The following is an 18,599-nucleotide window of genomic DNA, read 5'->3' on the forward strand; positions in this document are numbered from 1 at the left end:
ACCTCAGAAAGATCATTTTTTTCACTACTGACGAATTTCATAGGGTTCATTCTTTGTTAGAATGGCATGAATAATATAGCATAGCTTTCTTGAAACAGCTCCAATCGCTGTAAGATGGTGTATCCCTTCTGCTCGTTTCTTGTCATAAAAGGCTTTGAAAACTGGGTCGCATCTGGAAGCAATGAGTGTCGCTTGAAACAACGCTTTTCTTAAGTAAGGAGAGCCACGTTTACTCATCACGTTGTGAGTGGCTTCATATTCACCAGATTTTTTAACAGAAGCATCGTTGCCTGCATAAGCAACTAATTTTTAGGATTAGAAAATGTCTGGATAGCACCAATTTCACCTGAAATCGTAGCACCAAGAACCAGAAACGCAATTGAAACACAAAAGCATCTGGCGCAAAACGAACACTAAAAGACTGAGCTGCGAGTGTTTTAAGCGTTTCTGCTTTACTCAGTCCAACGCGATTTCGACTCGCTAAGCGATATGTCTCAGCTAATATTTCGCAGATACTTGATTGAATTCATCAGGTGAAGAAAACTCAGACAGCACTACTTTTGTTGAACGAACCATAACTTATAAAATCAGCAATTAACACAGAGTCAATACGATCATTTTTTTGCTTACCAATTTCGGTGCTTTTTCTCCATCCCTCGTGTCGACCAACATTTGGTATAGTTACACATTGTTTGATGTTATGGCTAAACTAAAGAGTGAAAAAATTTTTCTACTTAGCAGTAGCTTCATTGCGAAGCTGTCTAATTGCTTAATTAACTTAAGATATTGTTTAAAAATTGCTACTCCGTCATTAAAGATTACATTCGAATGTAGATTGCATAGTATAATAAGTGTCAGGTACTTAATAACTGTGAACGGGAGAATAATATGAATGAAAAACCGGAATGGTTGAAAAAGCTAGCAAATCTGCCCGAAATCGACATGAACATGAAATTTTTTGGTGGACATCAGCAAAAAGTTTCCTTTGGTTGGGCAGCGGAGCGTGAAACACACTTTGCGTTTGAAATTATGATTATTCTAGAGGGGATGCAGCGAACCAATTTTGAGGGACGTTTTTACGATTTTTATGAAAATGATATTGTCCTTATCCCTCCCGGAACGGCACATGAAAATTCTTGTGTTTCGAAAGACGGGATGCGTTATTTTTGTGTCCATTTTGATATCGATGATCCTGGAATTCAGCAGAATCTTTTGATGTATTGTCCAATCAAATTGAGTAAAGAGAATAAAGTATTTCAAGAAATTGAAAGAGTACTGTATACATACATTAAACTTTTGGAACAAGATCATTTTTCTTTGAGAGAAAAATTACTTGTAGAAAAGTTGTTAATAGAATTAGTATTAAGTTTGCTCGATTATGCAACAGTTGAGCAAGAGAAGCTGGATGCGTCAGATAATTCTACTTTGGTTTTAGCAAAGTCGATTGCTGACACGATTCAACAGAATTTTCGTACATTTACTGGATATCCATTGGAAGAGAACCGCCAATTGATTTCCATGAACTACATCGCAGATTCGTTGAATATAAGTGAGAGTACGATGTTGAAGGTCTTTAGGAAAGTCTATTCGGTTAGTCCTAAAAAGTATCTAGATCAATTACGTTATAATGAGTCAAAATTTTTATTGCACCAACCAAAGCTTTCTGTAAATGAAATTGCTGAAATCATTGGTTATCAAAATATGTCTCATTTCTCACGCCAGTTTAAAAAATGGAGTAACTTATCACCAAAAGAATATCGAGAAATGAATAATCAAAAAACAAAATGATATAGACAAAAAGCAGAATTCTTAACTAAAAAAGTTAAGAATTCTGCTTTTTTACGGAAAATGGTAAAAAGTGACTGGATTTCGATATATAATCATCGCTTGAAATCTTTTATGATAAGGACACAAATAAAAGTAAGCGATTGCATATAAGGCTAACAGTTTTTTGTAATCGCTCGCAAAAGGAGAAAAATGATGAGTTATTTTGATCAGGTTGGAAAGATTAAGTATGAGGGCACAAAAACAAGCAATCCATTCGCATTTCGACACTATAATGCAGATGAAATAGTGATGGGAAAGACAATGAAAGAGCATTTGCGTTTTGCAATTGCTTATTGGCATACCATGACTCAAGATGGTTCGGATCCCTTTGGACAAGCAGTTAATCAACGAAGCTGGTTTGGAGCCACGCCAATGGAAACAGCCAGAAATAGGGTAGAGGCATTTTTTGAAATTTGTGAAAAATTAGGAGCGGAGTATTTCTGTTTTCATGATGTCGATGTTGCACCAGAAGGCGAGTCGTTAGCTGAATTCTTTGAGAACTTAGATGAAATCACTGATTTTATTAAAGAAAAGATGGATAAAACAGGGATTAAGTTACTTTGGAATACAGCAAACATGTTTTCAAATCCTCGTTATATCAACGGGGCAGCTTCAACGAATAATGCAGACGTTTATAGTTATGCGGCTGCTCAAGTAAAAAAAGGGTTAGATATTTCCCAGAAATTAGGTGGTGAAAATTACGTATTTTGGGGCGGTCGTGAGGGATATGAATCGTTGTTAAATACAGATATGAAATTTGAACAGGACAATATTGCTCGATTATTTAAAATGGCAGTTGCTTATGGTGAAAAAATTGGTCACAAGCCACAATTTTTATTGGAGCCTAAACCAAAAGAACCTTCTAAACATCAATACGATTTTGATGCAGCAACTACGATGGCTTTCATCCAGCACTATAATTTAACTAATGACTTTAAACTGAACTTGGAAGCCAACCATGCAACGTTAGCAGGACACACTTTTGAACATGAAATAGCTGTGGCACGGTCGTACAATGCTTTGGGCTCGTTAGATGCAAACCAAGGAGATACATTGTTAGGCTGGGATACAGACGAATTTCCTACCAATATTTATGATACGACTTTAGCTATGTATGAAGTATTAGAAAACGGTGGAATTGCACCTGGCGGAATCAACTTTGATTCTAAGGTAAGACGTTCTTCTTTTGAAATGGAAGATTTACTGTTGGCGCATATTGCGGGAATGGATACCTATGCTCGAGGATTAAAAGCAGCTGCAAAATTAAAAGAAGATGGTTTCTTTGATGACTTGAAGGCAGAACGTTACAGCACTTTCAAACAGGGAATTGGAGCTGATATTTTAGCAGATAAAGAAGACTTAGAATCTCTAACTGAACATGCCTTGAGTGTTTCAAAAATTAACTTAACATCTAGTCATATTGAATATGTGAAATCACTTTTAAATGATTACTTAGTGTAATGCCTCGGGAGGTAGAAAAATGCGTTATGTATTAGGTATAGACTTAGGTACCAGTAGTTTAAAGGGGATTCTGATGACTCCTGAAGGACAACTCGTTAGTGAACAAGGCAGTGAATATCCAATAGTCAGTCCGAAAACAGGGTACGCACAACAGAATCCGGATGATTGGATTGTAGCCTGTGAATCTGTATTGAAAAAAATAGCATCAGATGTCGCTGATTTCACAGATGGACTAGAAGGTATTAGTTTTTCAGGACAAATGCATTCACTAGTCGTATTAGACAGACAGAATCGACCAGTATATCCTTCAATTCTTTGGAATGATGTACGAACAAGTAAACAATGTCGTCAAATCACTGATCAATTTGGTGAACGGCTACTCCAGATTACCAAAAATATTCCATTAGAAGGATTTACTTTGCCTAAAATCCTATGGCTACAAGACAATGAGCCGAAAATCTGGCAGAAAGTGGCAAAACTATTATTACCAAAAGATTATCTACGTTTCTGGTTTACAGGTGAATTAGCAACGGAATACAGTGATGCAGCTGGAACATTGCTCTTAGATATAGAAAAGAAAAGTTGGTCAAGAGAGGTGATTGAGGAATTTGGTATTTCTGCCCAGATTTTACCCAAATTAGTTGCTTCGTTGGCAGAAGTTGGAAATGTTCGACCAGAAATCAAGCAAAAATTCGGTTTCAAACAAGAGGTTCGTATTTTTGCTGGAGGCGCTGATAATGCATGTGCAGCGTTAGGCGCGGGGCTTGTTAATGAGGAAACTGGCTTACTTTCAATTGGAACAAGTGGTGTTTTAAGTAGTTATGAATCAGAACTTCGAGATTATGATGGTAAGCTACATTTCTTTAATCATATTTTAGCGAATATGTATTATTCAATGGGTGTCACATTAGCAGCAGGAAACTCCTTGTCTTGGTTTAGAAATACTTTTGCAAAGGACCGTAGTTTCTCGGAACTTTTAGAGGGCATTTCGCAAATCTCACCGGGAAGTGAGGGCCTTCTATTTTCACCCTATATCGCAGGGGAACGAACGCCTTATTTTGATAGTAAAATTCGTGGTAGTTTTATTGGAATAAGTTCAGAACATTCTTTGACACATTTTTCACGAGCAGTTTTGGAAGGGATTACCTTTAGTTTAAAAGATTCGCAAGAAATCATGCATCGAAAAGGAAGACAGTTTAAACGATTGATTTCAGTTGGTGGAGGAGCCAAAAATCCAGAATGGCTGCAAATGCAGGCGGATATTCTTAATACAGAGATTGTTTCATTAGCAGTAGAACAAGGACCTTGTGCTGGAGCTTGTATGATTGCGGCATTAGGTTGCGGCTGGTTTGATGATATTCAGAGTTTAAGCGAGCAATTTGTAGTCTATAAGAAGCATAGATATCGACCAAATAAACAAAGTGTAGAACAGTATCAGCGTATTTATCAAATATGGAAGAAGATGTATGCGGCTACAAAAGAGATATGTCATTTAGAAAATGATTGTCAAATGGGAAAGGAAGAGATGTAATGAACAAAATTCAAAATCCAATTATTCCAGGAATGGCTCCGGATCCTTCTATTATTCGTGTAGAAGATACTTACTACATTGCCACATCAACATTTCACTGGAATCCAGCGATTCAAATTTTTCAATCTAAGGACTTAGCAAATTGGGAATTGATTGATTATGTACTAAAAAACGACGAAGTGAATTTAAGAGGAACAAATACACCGGCTGGTATTTGGGCACCACATTTATCCTATGATCCTGCAACCAAAAAATACTGGTTGGCATACTCTCATATGGTTAACATGGCCGGACGTGAATTCAATTCTGATTCTTATGCGATGTGGGCAGACGATATTATGGGACCCTGGTCAGAACCAATCTTTTTAACTGCTATTGGTTTTGATCCAGCGATTTTCCATGATGAGGATGGGAAACATTATTTAGCCATTTTAGAATGGGAGACTCGAGAAGGCTACCAAGCCCCGGGGCACATTGTAATTGCTGAAGTTGATTTAGCTAATGGCGGAATTATTGGAGACTGGCATCGTATCAACCATGGTTTTACTACACGTGGGTGTGCAGAAGCACCACAAATTTATAAACGTAAGAATTATTACTATTTATTGATTGCAGCAGGAGGTACCGGTTATGGACATGGTGTAGAAATAGGGCGTTCAAAAAATGTTTTTGGGCCGTATGAAGCTCATCCATCAGGCGAACCAATCATTACTTCTTCTCCAAAGCATATGTTTTCACTAGGCGACCCAGATGCTGGGCATTTTGAAATGTATAATCCTAACTCTGTAATGCAAAAGGCCGGACATGGTTCGTTAGTAGAAACGCCAACAGGTGAATGGTACATTCCCCATTTGATGTCAAGACCGCTCGAAGGAACGTTGTTGAATCCACTAGGTCGAGAAACCTCGATTCAAAAAATGCATTGGACAGAAGATGATTGGTTAGAAATGGCAGATGGATCCAATCTAGCTAAGATGGAAGTTGAAGGACCGGATAATTTATTGCCTCTTGAAAAACACGCTCATGATGTAAAAGATGATTTCGATGGGAACTATAGTTTAAGCTTTATGACGCCCTATCGTAATCAAGAAGAAAAATGGGTAAATACAAGTGAACGGTCAGGATATTTACGAATCCATGGTGAAAATTCTTTCTTTTCACAAATTAATCCAGCAATTATGGCGACCAGAGCAACTTCATTTTCTTATGAGGTACAAACAAAGGTGTCCTTCAAGCCAAATCATTATTCGGAAACTGCTGGTGTGGGGCTTTATTATGATTCAAACAACTGGTTGTATCTACATTTAACGTATTCAGAGGAACACAAGTCTACGATATTAACTGTTCTACAGGCGAAGTTGGGAGAACGAATTGAGTACAGTAATCATCGCCTTATTGTGAATGATGACACAATTGAATTAAAGATTGACTACAATCAAGGAGTTGCATCATTGCTGTATCGACAAGCAGAAGAGTGGAATATCTTTGTTGAAGGAATTGATGTCTCCTACCTATCCGATGAAGGGGTGAACGGTGAACCAGGAGAGATTGGTGGTTTTACTGCATTATTCAACTTCATTGGTTCAGTCGACGCTCACCAACGTGATTCTTATGCTGATTTTGATTATTACTACGTAACAAATGCGTAGCTTTGAGAGGAGAAAAAAATGAATACAACTGTATCTTTAAAGCGTCTAGTTCTAGGATTGATTATTGGACCAGCTTCTTGGCTAGGACCATATATTGCTGCGGCTAGTTTGTTCTTACCAGCATTGATTCAACAAATTGATGCACAAAACAAAATACAATTAGTTGCACTGTTTTCAACTTGTGGCATGATCGTAGCTGCTATTTCCAATATGGTTGCCGGATATCTATCTGATCGTACACGTTCCCGATTTGGTAAAAGAACCCCCTGGCTTGTCGGTGGAGCTGCTGTATTTATGGGCTCCATGATCCTTGCCTCAACAGCTAATAATATTCCTTTTCTACTAGTGAGTTGGATGTTGGGACAAATCGCATTGAACTTTATTGTTGCTCCAATGGTCGCATGGTTGGATCTTGCGCCAGAAAATGGAAAAGGAACAGCTTCAGGTGCGTATGGTGGTTTAGGCATGGCTTTGGGAAATAATGGATTTACAATCTTTGCTGCAATGTTTTTAGGACAGTTTCGTTTAGGATTTATTATTTTCGGGATTATAACTTTTGTCGGTACTCTAATTGCAGCAATTATTGTGCGGGAACCTTCAAATTTAGATGAAGAACGAATGGAACTTGATAAAAAAGAAAAGACATCAATTAAAGCCTCGATGAAAATATTTCCTAGCTGGGAAATTGGACGTGATTATTATTTAGCTTTAATCGGTAAGTTATTTCAAGGAGTTGGAAATTTCTCTATTACAGGTTATCTGCTATTCATTATGACTGATTTCTTGCATAAGGGGACAGGAGCTACGCAACACTCCATTCAATTGATTAATATGATTATGTTGGTATTTGGAATCGCGATGGGCTTTATTGCAGGTCCTTTATCAGATAAATACAAGGTTTTGAAATTACCAGTTGGTCTTTCAACTATTTCATTAGGGGTTGGCGCACTAAGTATGTTCTTTTTACAGAATGATCTGGGGATTCTAATTTATGGTTTTACAGCTGGTTTGGGAATGGGTATTTGGAATTCATTGGATAATCTATTGAATTTAGAAGTGATTCCAGATAAAAATCGTGTTGCTTTTTTCTTAGGCGTCTACAATTTAGGAAATACGGTTACACAAGCGATTGCTCCAGTCATAGCAGCTTTTGTCATTTCTCAATTTAGTTTTTCTGCGATTTTTATTGTCTCATTCATTTTCTCGATGATTGGTGGTTTATCTATCTTATCCATTAAGTCTGTTGCCAGATAGTTTGGTTAGCAGAATCTAATTGAAAAAGAGTGCTAAGTAGTAAAAAAATTAGCAGACAAGGTGAAGAAACAATTAAAAAGCTTAAATGAAAACAGCCGACTAAAAGTAGTTGGCTGTTTTTTCCTGTTCAAGAAGTATATGGTGAAAAATTTATAGCTCGGAAGCGTTTGATAACCTATTTTTTTTCAAAAATTATTCAGAATAATAAGCAGGAAATAAACATTATGTGAATAATAAAATTTGTTTATTTGTTTTGTATATCAACACTTATTGTTTTTAAATCTATTTTTTTAAAATTAATTGTGAAAAATATTTCAATGAGAAAAAGTCTGTGCTATAATAAAAATAATCGTTGGATATAAAAAATAATCACTTGATTAAAAAACTTTGCAGAGTAAATTTAATTATATTTTATTTTTTAAGGAGAATGATTATGGAAAATACAGATTCCACAACGGGGATTTATCAGATTTCTGATGAAAAATATGATCAGTATGTTAAAGCTCAAGCAAATGAAGATTTGAGACCGCTACGTACGGATAAACGAACTATGAACTTTAGTAATTACTTTACTCTATGGATGGGTGGCATTCATAATATTGCCACTTATGCAACTGTTGCCGGATTTTTATTATTAGGCGCACCTATGAAGCATATTATCGCTGCCTGTTTTTTAAGTTTTATTGCTTCAGCATTAATGAATACGTTGAACGGACGTGCAGGGGCTAAATATGGTATTCCCTCTTCTATGCACTTGAAAGCGGTTTACGGTGAGAAGGGAGCGATTTTACCAAGTATTTTACGTGGAATATTCTCAGGCTTGGCTTGGTTTAGTTTACAAATTTATACTGGTTCTCGTGCTTTGTATATTTTAATTTGTGTTATTTGGCCGGAATTTGCCAATCTAGGAGGCAATTTTAACTTTATTGGTATCAATTTACCTAATTTAATTAGTTTTATTTTATTTTGGATTTTTACGTTAGTTATTGGTTTGGGTGGAACGAGTCTAATTAATAAATTTAATAATATATTGAATCCTTTGATTTATATCTTCTTTATTTCAGCAGCAGTTTGGGCATTACATGTTGCCGGAGGATTTGGAAATATTTTGGCGTTTACACCACCAAAAGAGTTATCTTATAACTATCCAACTATTTTAGTCTATTTTATGGTTTTTAATTCTTGGCTAGGATTTTGGTCTTCTCCAGCAGTGAACGTTGCCGATTTTAGTCGTAATGCAAAATCAAACAAGGCAATTTCAAGTGGAATGACAGCTGGTTTTGGTGTGGGTTACCTTGTTTTTGGTTTTACGAGCGTCATTATATTAGTCGGTGGAGCGTTGCATTATGGTGTGACAGATTGGGCTGATTTTCAACAATTTGGAATCTTATCTATCATGCAACAATGGGATAAACCTTTAGCAATTATCGGTGGAATTCTGGTATTATTATTAGCTACTGTATCAGCAAATGTATCAAGTAATGGGATCTCTGCGACGTATCAATTAATTGCTTTGTTCCCTAAATATCTAAACTACAAAAAAGCAATGACGCTTTCTGCTATAGTCGCTTTTGTTTTGATTCCTTGGAAAACAATGGCTGGAAATGGTGGTGTAATGGCATTTATGAATATGATTGGTGTGATGCTTGGACCAATCGTAGGGGTAATGTTGGCTCATTATTTCTTTGTAGCCAAACAGGAAATTGATTTAGATAGTATTTATTTGGATAAAGTAAATCCAGAAAAAAATAATAAATACGCAGGAATCAATAAAAATGCTTATATTGCAACAATTGTAGGAATTCTTGTAACGATGTTAGGTTATATTGACGGATTACAAGTCATCAATCAACTAAGTGTATTTGTCGGAGCTGGTGTTGGTATATTCGTGTATGCGTTGCTAGCACGTATTTCATCAAATAAAGTGAGATAAAACTACGGATTCTAAAAAGAAAAAGGGCAGATCTTTGAAATGAAGGTCTGCTTTTTTACTGTCCAAAAAAACTCTCTGTCAAATTTGGACAGAGAGTTTAATCATTATTATTTTGTTAATTGTTCATAAATTAAAATCGATAAAGCGATATCTAAGACGCCAGAACCGACGCTTTCATGAAGTGTAATTTCTGTCTCTGATTCTCTCAAAGGAATTTGATTGGTTACTGCTTCTCCTAGAGAACCGGTCACGGCCTCTTTTGTAATTAAGCCATTATCAAAAGGAATCAGAATATCACCTGCAGCATCCCATAGACCATCTACATGTTCTGTAACAATTTTACTTGCGCGAGTGACGGTTGTTTCATCAATCTCTTGCATAAATGGTGTATAAGAACCAATAGCATTAATATGCGTACCAGGTTTGATTAATTCGCCATTAAATACCGGTTTGTGAGAAGTAGTACAAGTGCAGACGATATCAGATGCAGCTACTAATTCATCGCTAGAACTTGCATGAACAATTTCATAGTCACGATTTTTAATCTTATTAATTTCTTCAATAAAATCTTCGACACGTTGTGGAACTAAATCAGAAACAATTAATTTTTCGATTGAACGAACTTCCTGAATGGCTTTAACTTGAGAAATAGCTTGTAGACCTGTACCGATAATTCCAAGAACCTTAGCATCTTTACGAGCATATAAATCGGTTGCAACCGCAGCATTTGCTCCGGTTTTAACTGCAGTTAGATAATTTGCAGCAATCAGTGCTTTTAATTCTCCTGTTTCATTAGAATACAGACTAATAGTTGAAATAACACTAGGTAATCCAAGTTTAGGATTTTCAGGAAAGCCAGATGAAAATTTAGAGCCAAAATAGGGTTTTGTTTCATTGTTTGCTACTAGCCATTGCCCTGAATTTTCAGGACCTCGTACTGGAAAGACAATTCGTCCTCCAGGATAAAAGGTGCCTGCAGCATTTTCTCGATACGCTTGTTTTACTGTAGGAATCACGGTATCCATAGATAAAATATTTTGTACTTGTTCTTCTGTAACTTGCAACATGTTAAAACTTCCTTTCATTAGTTCGTTTTCATCATTGCTTAAAAAATAAATTTGATGGCTTGCAGAGTAATAATATAATCATTTGATTACATTATAATCTATTGATTTGTTGATAGCAATGATATTGTGAAAAAAATTCAAAAGAAGCCTTTCTTTTTTTAAGCAATCTCTTATGCTAAAATGAGAAAGAAGAAAAGGATAGGTGAACATGGCAAATAAAGAAATTCGACGACAACGAGTGTATCAATATTTTATTCAAGCATGTCAACAATTGATTGATGAGGGAGGGGTAGAGGAATTAACTATTCGCAACATCTCAGATCGAGCTGGTTATAATAGTGCAACATTGTACAATTATTTTGATAATTTAGAGCAATTGATTGCTCTAGCATTAATTGATAATGTGAAACCATATTTAGATGCTATCCAAGAATTATATAAAAGTGAGTTGTCTGCAGACTTAAGATTTTTAATTACTTGGCGTGAATTTTCAAGATATTCTTTTCAAACGCCGTATACCTTTAAAAGGGTCTTTGAATCGAGTCATTCAGACAGCATTCTATCTTATATTGATGTATACTTCGATTATTTTCCAAGTAAACACTATAATGAGGTACGGAAATTTATTTTTGATCAAAATATGCAGACTCGTGATAAAAATTTAATGGCTTACTTAATTGAAGAAGAAATTATTCAACCTGAATCAGCTGTCTACTTAAATGATTTTGCTTATGCGTTACATTTAGGAATTTGCGATCGGATTATTAATGGTTATTACAAAAAAGATGAGGATGTATTGCGTTTATTTATGGCGTATCTAGTTGATTTTTTTGCTATTTACTCAACAAAAAAAGTCGATAAGAATCAATTATTAGAGGAAGTCTTAAGTTTCAAGATTAATTATTCATAGCAGATAACCAGATTCTGGGGAAATTAAACTCAACAATACTTATTGCTGCAACACAAAGAAAGTATTGTTGGGTCTTTTTAATATTACGACAATATTTTGTTTCTTGTTCTGCTCACACAGTTGTTAAGCAGCTCAATCACTTTAGAATGTAATCTGTGATAGAACTTTCGAAAAAATCGAGTATTTTTCAATAAACAGTTTAAACCATTTTTCATTTAGAAGTTTGTTGGGTGTTTCTTATTACCATCCAATGTTGCAATTGCTCTAAGAAAACTATCAAGTTCGCTATTTTATGGTAAGATAATAAATAAAATGTTTTGTATCCGTTTTCTTTTTGTGGAGGGAAAATAATGAATAAAAACGTAAAAGAAGTGGCATTAGAACAGGTAAGGGAAAACGGCGGACTGCTTTCAGTAGTTCCCAAAGCAGATATTGATACCCCAGACGACTTAGGTATTGTTTATACACCAGGAGTGGCGGCTATTACTTCGGCTATTGTTGAGGATCAGTCGCTTGCTCGAGAGTTAACGATGAAAAAAAATACCATAGCCATGGTGAGTGATGGTTCAGCGGTATTGGGTCTAGGAAATGTTGGTCCTGAAGCAGCTTTACCAGTTATGGAAGGGAAATCTGCTTTGTTTAAACGCTTTGGAAATATTGATACGGTTCCTATTGTATTGGATACACAAGATGTCGATGAAATTATTCAAACTGTCAAAGCTATTTCTCCTACATTTGGTGCTATCAACTTAGAAGATATTGCGGCTCCGAGATGTTTTGAAATTGAGCGAAGGTTGATTGATGAATGTTCTATTCCAGTTTTTCACGATGATCAACATGGCACGGCAATTGTGGCTTTGGCAGCAACTTTCAATAGCTTAAAATTAATCGGAAAAACACTAGATGAGGTTAAAGTAGTGATCAATGGTGGCGGGGCAGCTGGTATTGCAATTACCAGAAAGTTCTTAGCAGTAGGCATTCAAACGATTCTTGTGGTAGATAAAGCGGGCATTTTAAATGAACAAGAAGGTCAGAAGTTGTTACCACATCATCTAGAAATTGCCAAAGTGACAAATCGTGAATTTGTTTCTGGCACATTGCAGGAGGCTTTGGTTGATGCAGATATTTTTATCGGTGTTTCTCAGGCAAATGTTTTAAAAGCAGAGTGGATTGCTCAAATGGCAGAAAAACCCGTCATTTTTGCGATGGCCAATCCGATACCAGAAATTTTACCAGAGGAAGCATTAGCAGCAGGAGCATATATTGTAGGAACCGGACGGAGTGATTATCCGAATCAGATTAATAATGTATTAGCTTTCCCTGGCATTTTTAGAGGTGTTTTAGATGCTAAAGCGGCTAAAATCACCGATGAAATGCAAATTGCTGCGGCAGGGGCAATTGCTAATTTGATTTCTGATGATGAATTATCACCAACCAATATCATACCCAATGTTTTTTTAGACAATGTCGCCCAAGTTGTCGCACAAGCTGTAATTGATGCTATATAGTGTCATGGATAACACTATTAAACTATTGAAATCTTCAGTATAATAATTTATAGAAGACGTTAAAAAAGGTTAGAAAGTTTTATTATGTAGTTTATTTTAATAGCATTTTTAGAAATCAGGAGTATCTAATGTAAATTTGTTTCCAAGTAAGACAGTTGAGAGGAGATAAAACATGAATGACGAACGTCGGCTTTCCAGTCGTGAAAAGAAGATAATCTTTGCTATTTTAGTAGTACTATTATTTGTCTCAATTATTAGTACCGGGTATTTTATTGTTTACAAAGGATTGAGCTCACCTAAAGAAACAAACGTTGTGAGTGATACAAAAACTACGAAAGAACAAAATCAAGAGCCACAAACAATTACAGTCACTGCAAGTGGCGATATGTTATACCACAGACCGCTCTATTTGAGTTCATTTGATGGTGTAAACTATGATTTTGGCAATGATTACGAGCAAGTTAAACCACTGATTTCTTCGGCAGATATCGCGCTAGGTGATTTTGAAGGAACGATTAATCCTAATAAAGAAATAGGTGGCTTTCCTTTGTTTAATGCTCCTCCAACGGTTGTTGAGAGTATAAAAGATGCCGGTTTTGATGTCATTGATCTGGCACATAATCATATTCTTGATACCGGGATAGAAGGTGTAACAACGACGGCAAAAGCCTTTCATGATGCAGGATTGGATACAATTGGAGTCAATGTTGACGATACTGGTATTCTAGTAAAAGAAGTTAACGGCATCAAGGTAGCGATGTTGGCTTATTCCTATGGGTTTAACGGAATTGAAGCAAGTATTAGTCAAGCAGACTATGACAAATATTTAAACGATTTATCAATCGACAAGGTGGAAGCCGATATTAAAGAAGCGGAGAAAATTGCGGATATTACGATTGTTATGCCACAATCTGGTGTAGAGTATTCGTTAGAACCAACTGCCGAACAGCAAACTGTGTATCGTCAAATGATTGACTTTGGGGCCGATATTATTTTTGGTGGCCATCCCCATGTCGCTGAACCAACTGAGGTAATCGAAAAAGATGGTGAAAAGAAATTTATTATCTACTCGATGGGAAATTTATTATCAAATCAACGGTATGAAACCGTTAATTACGATTACTGGACCGAAAGAGGCGTTATTCCGGAAGTGGAAATTACTAAAGAAGGCAAACGCACGTATTTGAGTAATATCACCTTACATCCAACTTGGGTTTCCAGAGAACCAATTGCGAATCATACCTATTATGATTTTGAGTATGGCGATATGCAAGCCTATGATTTTCAAGTGGTGTTGGCAGAGGATTATTTACCAGATGGAAAATATGCGAATCAAGTACCAGAAGCCACACGACAACGCATCGAAACAGCGTATCATGAAATGCTGAGTTTGTTGAATTTGGAATGGTAGGGATGGACAAGAGACACTTTTTCAATTTGAAAAGGTGTTTTTTTTTATGTTTGTTTTGCTGCCTATTAAAATGGACAGACTAGATATTTACAACAGGTATTGAGATTAGTTGGAGACTAAAAATGACCTCAATAAGTTGGCGATAGTTTGGACTTATTGAGGTTATTTTTTTGTGGAAATGTTATAGGAATAACAAAGTAAAACTAGTAAAATATCTCAATCATTGTTAATATTAAAGTAAAACTTATGATGGGAGAGAGTGTAAGTTGGTAGAACAAACATCAAAAACACTTTATCAAGCATTATGGAATAGTGCAGATATATTGCGTTCAAAAATGGATGCAAATGAGTATAAAAATTATTTATTAGGCTTAGTTTTTTATAAGTATTTATCAGATAGGCTTCTTTATTATGCAGCAAACCTTTTAGAAGAAGAGGTAACAGATCTTAACGCTGCTCAAAAAGTTTATGAAGCTGCTTTTGAAGATCTTGAGATTAAGGATGATTTGATTGATGAATTGAAGGATGACTTTTCTTATGCTTTAGAACCGCAACTAACTTTTACGGCAATGGTTCAAAAAGTCTACAAAGGTCGCTTTGAATTAGAAGATTTAGCACAAGGCTTTAGAAATATCGAACAAAGCAGTGAGCTATTTGAAAATTTGTTTGAAGATGTTGATTTATATTCAAAAAAATTAGGCGCAACCCCACAGAAGCAGAACCAAACTATTTCAGCAGTGATGAAAGAATTAGCTTCTCTAGATATTGCACATGAAGGCGATGCGTTGGGCGATGCGTATGAGTATTTGATTGGACAATTTGCTTCTGACTCAGGGAAAAAAGCAGGTGAATTCTATACTCCTCAACCAGTCTCTACGTTGATGACGCAAATTGTTCTGGCTGGCAAGGAGAATCAAAAAGGATTCAGTGTGTATGATCCAACTATGGGGTCAGGTTCTTTATTACTGAATGCAAAAAAATATTCCAATGAACCGGGAACGATTAACTATTTTGGCCAAGAATTAAATACATCTACGTATAACTTAGCGCGAATGAACATGATTCTACACGGTGTAGACATTGCGAATCAGCATTTACATAATGGTGATACTCTTGATGCAGATTGGCCTACAGAAGAACCAACGAATTTCGATGGCGTGTTAATGAATCCACCATATAGTGCAAAATGGACAGCTGAAAAAGGATTTTTAGATGATCCACGTTTTGCCTCTTACGGTGTTCTAGCACCAAAATCGAAAGCTGACTTTGCTTTCTTACTACACGGTTATTATCATTTGAAAGATACTGGTGTGATGGCTATTGTATTACCGCATGGTGTCTTGTTCCGAGGTGCAGCAGAAGGGAAAATTCGTAAAATTTTACTTGAAAACGGCGCGATTGATACAGTGATTGGGCTTCCCGCAAATATTTTCTTTAATACAAGTATTCCTACAACGGTTATTATTTTGAAGAAAGATCGTGAAAAGAAAGATGTCTTATTTATTGATGCGTCAAATGATTTTACAAAATCTAAAAATCAAAATTTATTGGAATCTGAACACATTGAGAAAATCCTAGAAACATATACGAAACGTGAAGATGTAGAAAAATATGCACATGTCGCAACATTTGAAGAAATTGTCGAGAATGATTTTAATTTAAATATTCCACGCTATGTGGACACTTTTGAAGAAGAAGAACCAATTGATATGGTTGCTTTAAGTAAAGAAATGGTAGAGTTAAATCAGGAAATAGCAAAAGCGGAATCTGAATTTCTAGCGATGTTAGATCAACTGGCTGTCACAGATGCTTCAAGAGATTTGATAGAAGCAACAAAAGTAGTGTTTTCTCATGAGCAACACTGAGAGGAGAAGGGCGAATGACAGATGATATTATTCTTTATAATACCGAAGATGGACAAACAAGAATTGAGCTTCGGTTACAAGACGGAACAGCTTGGCTATCACAATTAGAAATTGCTGAGTTGTTTCAAACTACAAAAAATAATGTGAGTCTTCACGTGAAGAATATCTTTTCAGATAAAGAGTTAGAGCCTGAAGCAACTGTTAAGGATTACTTAACAGTTCAAAAAGAAGGGAACAGAGAGGTTAAACGAACGATTACTATTTACAATCTGGATATGATTATAGCAATCGGTTATCGAGTACGTTCTGCTCGTGGGGCACAGTTTAGAAGATATGCTTCGACAATCTTAAAAGAATATTTGATTACTGGAGCAGCGTTAGATACGGAGAAACTGACTAATAATCTTACGTACTTTAAAAACATACAAAAACGGATTCGTGATATTCGTTCAAGTGAGCGTTTATTTTATCAACAGGTGCTAGATATATTTGCAACAAGTATTGATTATGATGGTTCTAGTGAAGTGGCACGTGAATTTTTCCAAACGGTGCAAAATAAAATGCTTTATGCAGTAACAGGACAAACAGCACCTGAATTGATTTTTTCAAGAATTGATGCAAGCAAAAATAATTTAGGGCTCATTAACTATAAAGGAAATTACCCAAGAAAATCTAATTTGACTATTTCTAAAAATTATCTTGATGAAAAAGAGTTGAATCGTTTAAATTTAATTGTTTCGGGATATCTAGATACTGCGGAGTATCAAGCAGAGACACAAACAGCGATGACTATGGCAGATTGGAAAGCGGAATTAGATAGATATTTAACTTATCAACGAGCGAATATCTTGGAAGGACGAGGAACGGTCAGTCGAAAAAATGCGAACCAAAAAGTTGATGATGAATACAAAAAATATCAGGAAAGTAACCATGAGATAACAAGAGTTGACGAAGATTATTTCAAAGCACTTTCACAAGATATTCATCGCTTGAAGGGGGAAAACCATGAGTAACAAACAGAAAAAAATGATACCCGAAATTCGATTTTCAGGGTTTAATGACGATTGGGAACAGCGTAAGTTGGGGAAAATACTAGATGTTCGTTCTGGGCGTGACTACAAGCACCTGGATTCAGGTGATATACCTGTTTATGGTACTGGGGGATATATGTTAAGTGTTAGTGACGCATTATCTCATGATGAGGATGCAATCGGAATTGGTCGAAAAGGAACAATAGATAGGCCTTATATTTTGAAAGCTCCTTTTTGGACTGTAGATACGTTATTTTATACAGTTCCTAGAAGAGATTCTGATTTAAATTTTATTCATTCTATTTTCCAAAAAATAAATTGGAAGTCTAAAGATGAATCTACAGGTGTTCCCAGCCTTTCAAAAGCGACCATCAATGCTATCTCTGTTTTTATTCCAAGCTATAGTGAACAAAAAATAATCGGTCACCTTTTCAAACAACTAGATGACACTATCGCTCTTCATCAGCGTAAAATCGAAGCCTTAAAGCAGATGAAGAAAGGTTTTTTACAACAACTTTTCCCCGAAAATAAGCAGAATGGAAAAAATATCCCCAAACTACGGTTTACTGATTTTGAGGATGTATGGGAACTGCGTAAGTTAAGTCAAATGACGTCATATAGAAATGGTAAGGGGCATGAAGATAAACAGTCAGACAAAGGAGAATTTGAACTAATCAATCTAAATTCTATTTCAATTGATGGAGGTCTAAAAAATTCAGGGAAATTTATACATGAAGCTGATGATACTTTACAAAAAGATGATTTAGTTATGATTTTAAGTGATGTTGGACATGGTGATTTATTAGGTAGAGTAGCGTTAATTCCTGAAAATAATAGATATGTACTAAATCAGAGAGTAGCATTGTTAAGACCTAATGAATTTGTAGACTCAAAATTTTTATTCACTTATATTAATTTTCATCAAAAGTACTTTAAAGGACAGGGTGCAGGTATGTCTCAATTGAATATTTCTAAAGGATCTGTAGAAAATTTCAAAGATTATGTACCCACCTTACAAGAACAACAAAAAATCGGTTCATTCTTCAAACAACTCGACGATACTATCGCTCTTCATCAAAGCAAACTTGACCAATTAAACAAACTAAAAACCGCCTTTTTACAGAATATGTTTATTTAACTAAATATTTACAC

Annotated in this window: 13 protein-coding genes and 1 pseudogene; 12 read left to right on the forward strand and 2 right to left on the reverse strand. The window is 35.7% G+C overall.

Annotation, left to right across the window (positions count from 1 at the left end; genetic code table 11):
* Window positions 1–24: 24 nt before the first annotated feature.
* Window positions 25–709: pseudogene (locus AC4BC5_RS07350) on the reverse strand (transposase); the annotation flags it as partial.
* A gap of 179 nt (window positions 710–888) precedes the next feature.
* Between AC4BC5_RS07350 and AC4BC5_RS07355 the strand changes: the two are divergent.
* The 6 genes from AC4BC5_RS07355 to AC4BC5_RS07380 all read left to right on the forward strand — a co-directional run bounded on the left by AC4BC5_RS07355 (window position 889) and on the right by AC4BC5_RS07380 (window position 9,655).
* Window positions 889–1,788: an AraC family transcriptional regulator gene (locus AC4BC5_RS07355; RefSeq protein ID WP_490497450.1), complete on the forward strand. Its 900-nt coding sequence runs from the start codon at window positions 889–891 to the stop codon at window positions 1,786–1,788.
* A 192-nt stretch (window positions 1,789–1,980) separates the two neighbouring features.
* Window positions 1,981–3,288: a xylose isomerase gene (xylA, locus tag AC4BC5_RS07360; RefSeq protein WP_490497518.1), complete on the forward strand. Its 1,308-nt coding sequence runs from the start codon at window positions 1,981–1,983 to the stop codon at window positions 3,286–3,288.
* 19 nt (window positions 3,289–3,307) lie between these two features.
* The gene (gene xylB, locus AC4BC5_RS07365; protein WP_490497451.1) at window positions 3,308–4,819 is read left to right on the forward strand and encodes a xylulokinase; all 1,512 of its coding nucleotides are present in this window, start codon (window positions 3,308–3,310) and stop codon (window positions 4,817–4,819) included.
* Window positions 4,819–6,468: a glycoside hydrolase family 43 protein gene (locus AC4BC5_RS07370; RefSeq protein ID WP_490497452.1), complete on the forward strand. Its 1,650-nt coding sequence runs from the start codon at window positions 4,819–4,821 to the stop codon at window positions 6,466–6,468. The genes xylB and AC4BC5_RS07370 overlap by 1 nt, the downstream gene beginning before the upstream one ends.
* Before the next feature lie 18 nt (window positions 6,469–6,486).
* Window positions 6,487–7,722 carry an MFS transporter gene (locus tag AC4BC5_RS07375; protein ID WP_490497453.1) on the forward strand — a complete coding sequence of 412 codons (1,236 nt, stop codon included), beginning with the start codon at window positions 6,487–6,489 and terminating at the stop codon, window positions 7,720–7,722.
* 433 nt (window positions 7,723–8,155) lie between these two features.
* The gene (locus tag AC4BC5_RS07380) at window positions 8,156–9,655 is read left to right on the forward strand and encodes a cytosine permease (RefSeq protein WP_490497454.1); all 1,500 of its coding nucleotides are present in this window, start codon (window positions 8,156–8,158) and stop codon (window positions 9,653–9,655) included.
* Between the two features lie 107 nt (window positions 9,656–9,762).
* Here AC4BC5_RS07380 and AC4BC5_RS07385 read toward each other — a convergent pair whose 3' ends face one another.
* Window positions 9,763–10,722 carry an ornithine cyclodeaminase family protein gene (locus AC4BC5_RS07385; RefSeq protein WP_490497455.1) on the reverse strand — a complete coding sequence of 320 codons (960 nt, stop codon included), beginning with the start codon at window positions 10,720–10,722 and terminating at the stop codon, window positions 9,763–9,765.
* 208 nt (window positions 10,723–10,930) lie between these two features.
* On the opposite strand from AC4BC5_RS07385, the gene AC4BC5_RS07390 reads away from it, so the two are divergent.
* The 6 genes from AC4BC5_RS07390 (at window position 10,931) to AC4BC5_RS07415 (ending at window position 18,585) form a co-directional block, all read left to right on the forward strand.
* Window positions 10,931–11,632 (forward strand): TetR/AcrR family transcriptional regulator, encoded by a 702-nt coding sequence (locus tag AC4BC5_RS07390; RefSeq protein WP_490497456.1) that lies wholly within the window; start codon window positions 10,931–10,933, stop codon window positions 11,630–11,632.
* Between the two features lie 350 nt (window positions 11,633–11,982).
* Complete coding sequence (locus tag AC4BC5_RS07395) at window positions 11,983–13,140, forward strand: NAD(P)-dependent malic enzyme (RefSeq protein WP_490497457.1); 1,158 nt, start codon at window positions 11,983–11,985, stop codon at window positions 13,138–13,140.
* Between the two features lie 172 nt (window positions 13,141–13,312).
* Window positions 13,313–14,551 carry a CapA family protein gene (locus AC4BC5_RS07400; protein WP_490497458.1) on the forward strand — a complete coding sequence of 413 codons (1,239 nt, stop codon included), beginning with the start codon at window positions 13,313–13,315 and terminating at the stop codon, window positions 14,549–14,551.
* A 266-nt stretch (window positions 14,552–14,817) separates the two neighbouring features.
* Entirely contained in the window at window positions 14,818–16,416 is a 1,599-nt protein-coding gene (locus AC4BC5_RS07405) for a type I restriction-modification system subunit M (RefSeq protein WP_490497459.1), read from the forward strand.
* Window positions 16,417–16,430: 14 nt separating this feature from the next.
* Complete coding sequence (gene rhuM, locus AC4BC5_RS07410) at window positions 16,431–17,429, forward strand: RhuM family protein (RefSeq protein ID WP_490497460.1); 999 nt, start codon at window positions 16,431–16,433, stop codon at window positions 17,427–17,429.
* A complete protein-coding gene (locus AC4BC5_RS07415; protein WP_490497461.1) occupies window positions 17,422–18,585 on the forward strand; it encodes a restriction endonuclease subunit S in 1,164 nt (387 codons plus the stop codon). The genes rhuM and AC4BC5_RS07415 overlap by 8 nt, the downstream gene beginning before the upstream one ends.
* Window positions 18,586–18,599: the final 14 nt, after the last annotated feature.

The organism is Enterococcus sp. AMC2644 (assembly GCF_058216475.1).

Bases quoted from the DNA above. Each gene is read 5' to 3' on its own strand.
- AC4BC5_RS07415 (WP_490497461.1), top strand. From the start codon at position 17,422: ATGAGTAACAAACAGAAAAAAATGATACCCGAAATTCGATTTTCAGGG.
- AC4BC5_RS07355 (WP_490497450.1), top strand. From the start codon at position 889: ATGAATGAAAAACCGGAATGGTTGAAAAAGCTAGCAAATCTGCCCGAA.
- AC4BC5_RS07375 (WP_490497453.1), top strand. From the start codon at position 6,487: ATGAATACAACTGTATCTTTAAAGCGTCTAGTTCTAGGATTGATTATT.
- AC4BC5_RS07400 (WP_490497458.1), top strand. From the start codon at position 13,313: ATGAATGACGAACGTCGGCTTTCCAGTCGTGAAAAGAAGATAATCTTT.
- xylA (WP_490497518.1), top strand. From the start codon at position 1,981: ATGAGTTATTTTGATCAGGTTGGAAAGATTAAGTATGAGGGCACAAAA.
- rhuM (WP_490497460.1), top strand. From the start codon at position 16,431: ATGACAGATGATATTATTCTTTATAATACCGAAGATGGACAAACAAGA.
- AC4BC5_RS07390 (WP_490497456.1), top strand. From the start codon at position 10,931: ATGGCAAATAAAGAAATTCGACGACAACGAGTGTATCAATATTTTATT.
- AC4BC5_RS07385 (WP_490497455.1), bottom strand. From the start codon at position 10,722: ATGTTGCAAGTTACAGAAGAACAAGTACAAAATATTTTATCTATGGAT.
- AC4BC5_RS07395 (WP_490497457.1), top strand. From the start codon at position 11,983: ATGAATAAAAACGTAAAAGAAGTGGCATTAGAACAGGTAAGGGAAAAC.
- AC4BC5_RS07380 (WP_490497454.1), top strand. From the start codon at position 8,156: ATGGAAAATACAGATTCCACAACGGGGATTTATCAGATTTCTGATGAA.
- xylB (WP_490497451.1), top strand. From the start codon at position 3,308: ATGCGTTATGTATTAGGTATAGACTTAGGTACCAGTAGTTTAAAGGGG.
- AC4BC5_RS07370 (WP_490497452.1), top strand. From the start codon at position 4,819: ATGAACAAAATTCAAAATCCAATTATTCCAGGAATGGCTCCGGATCCT.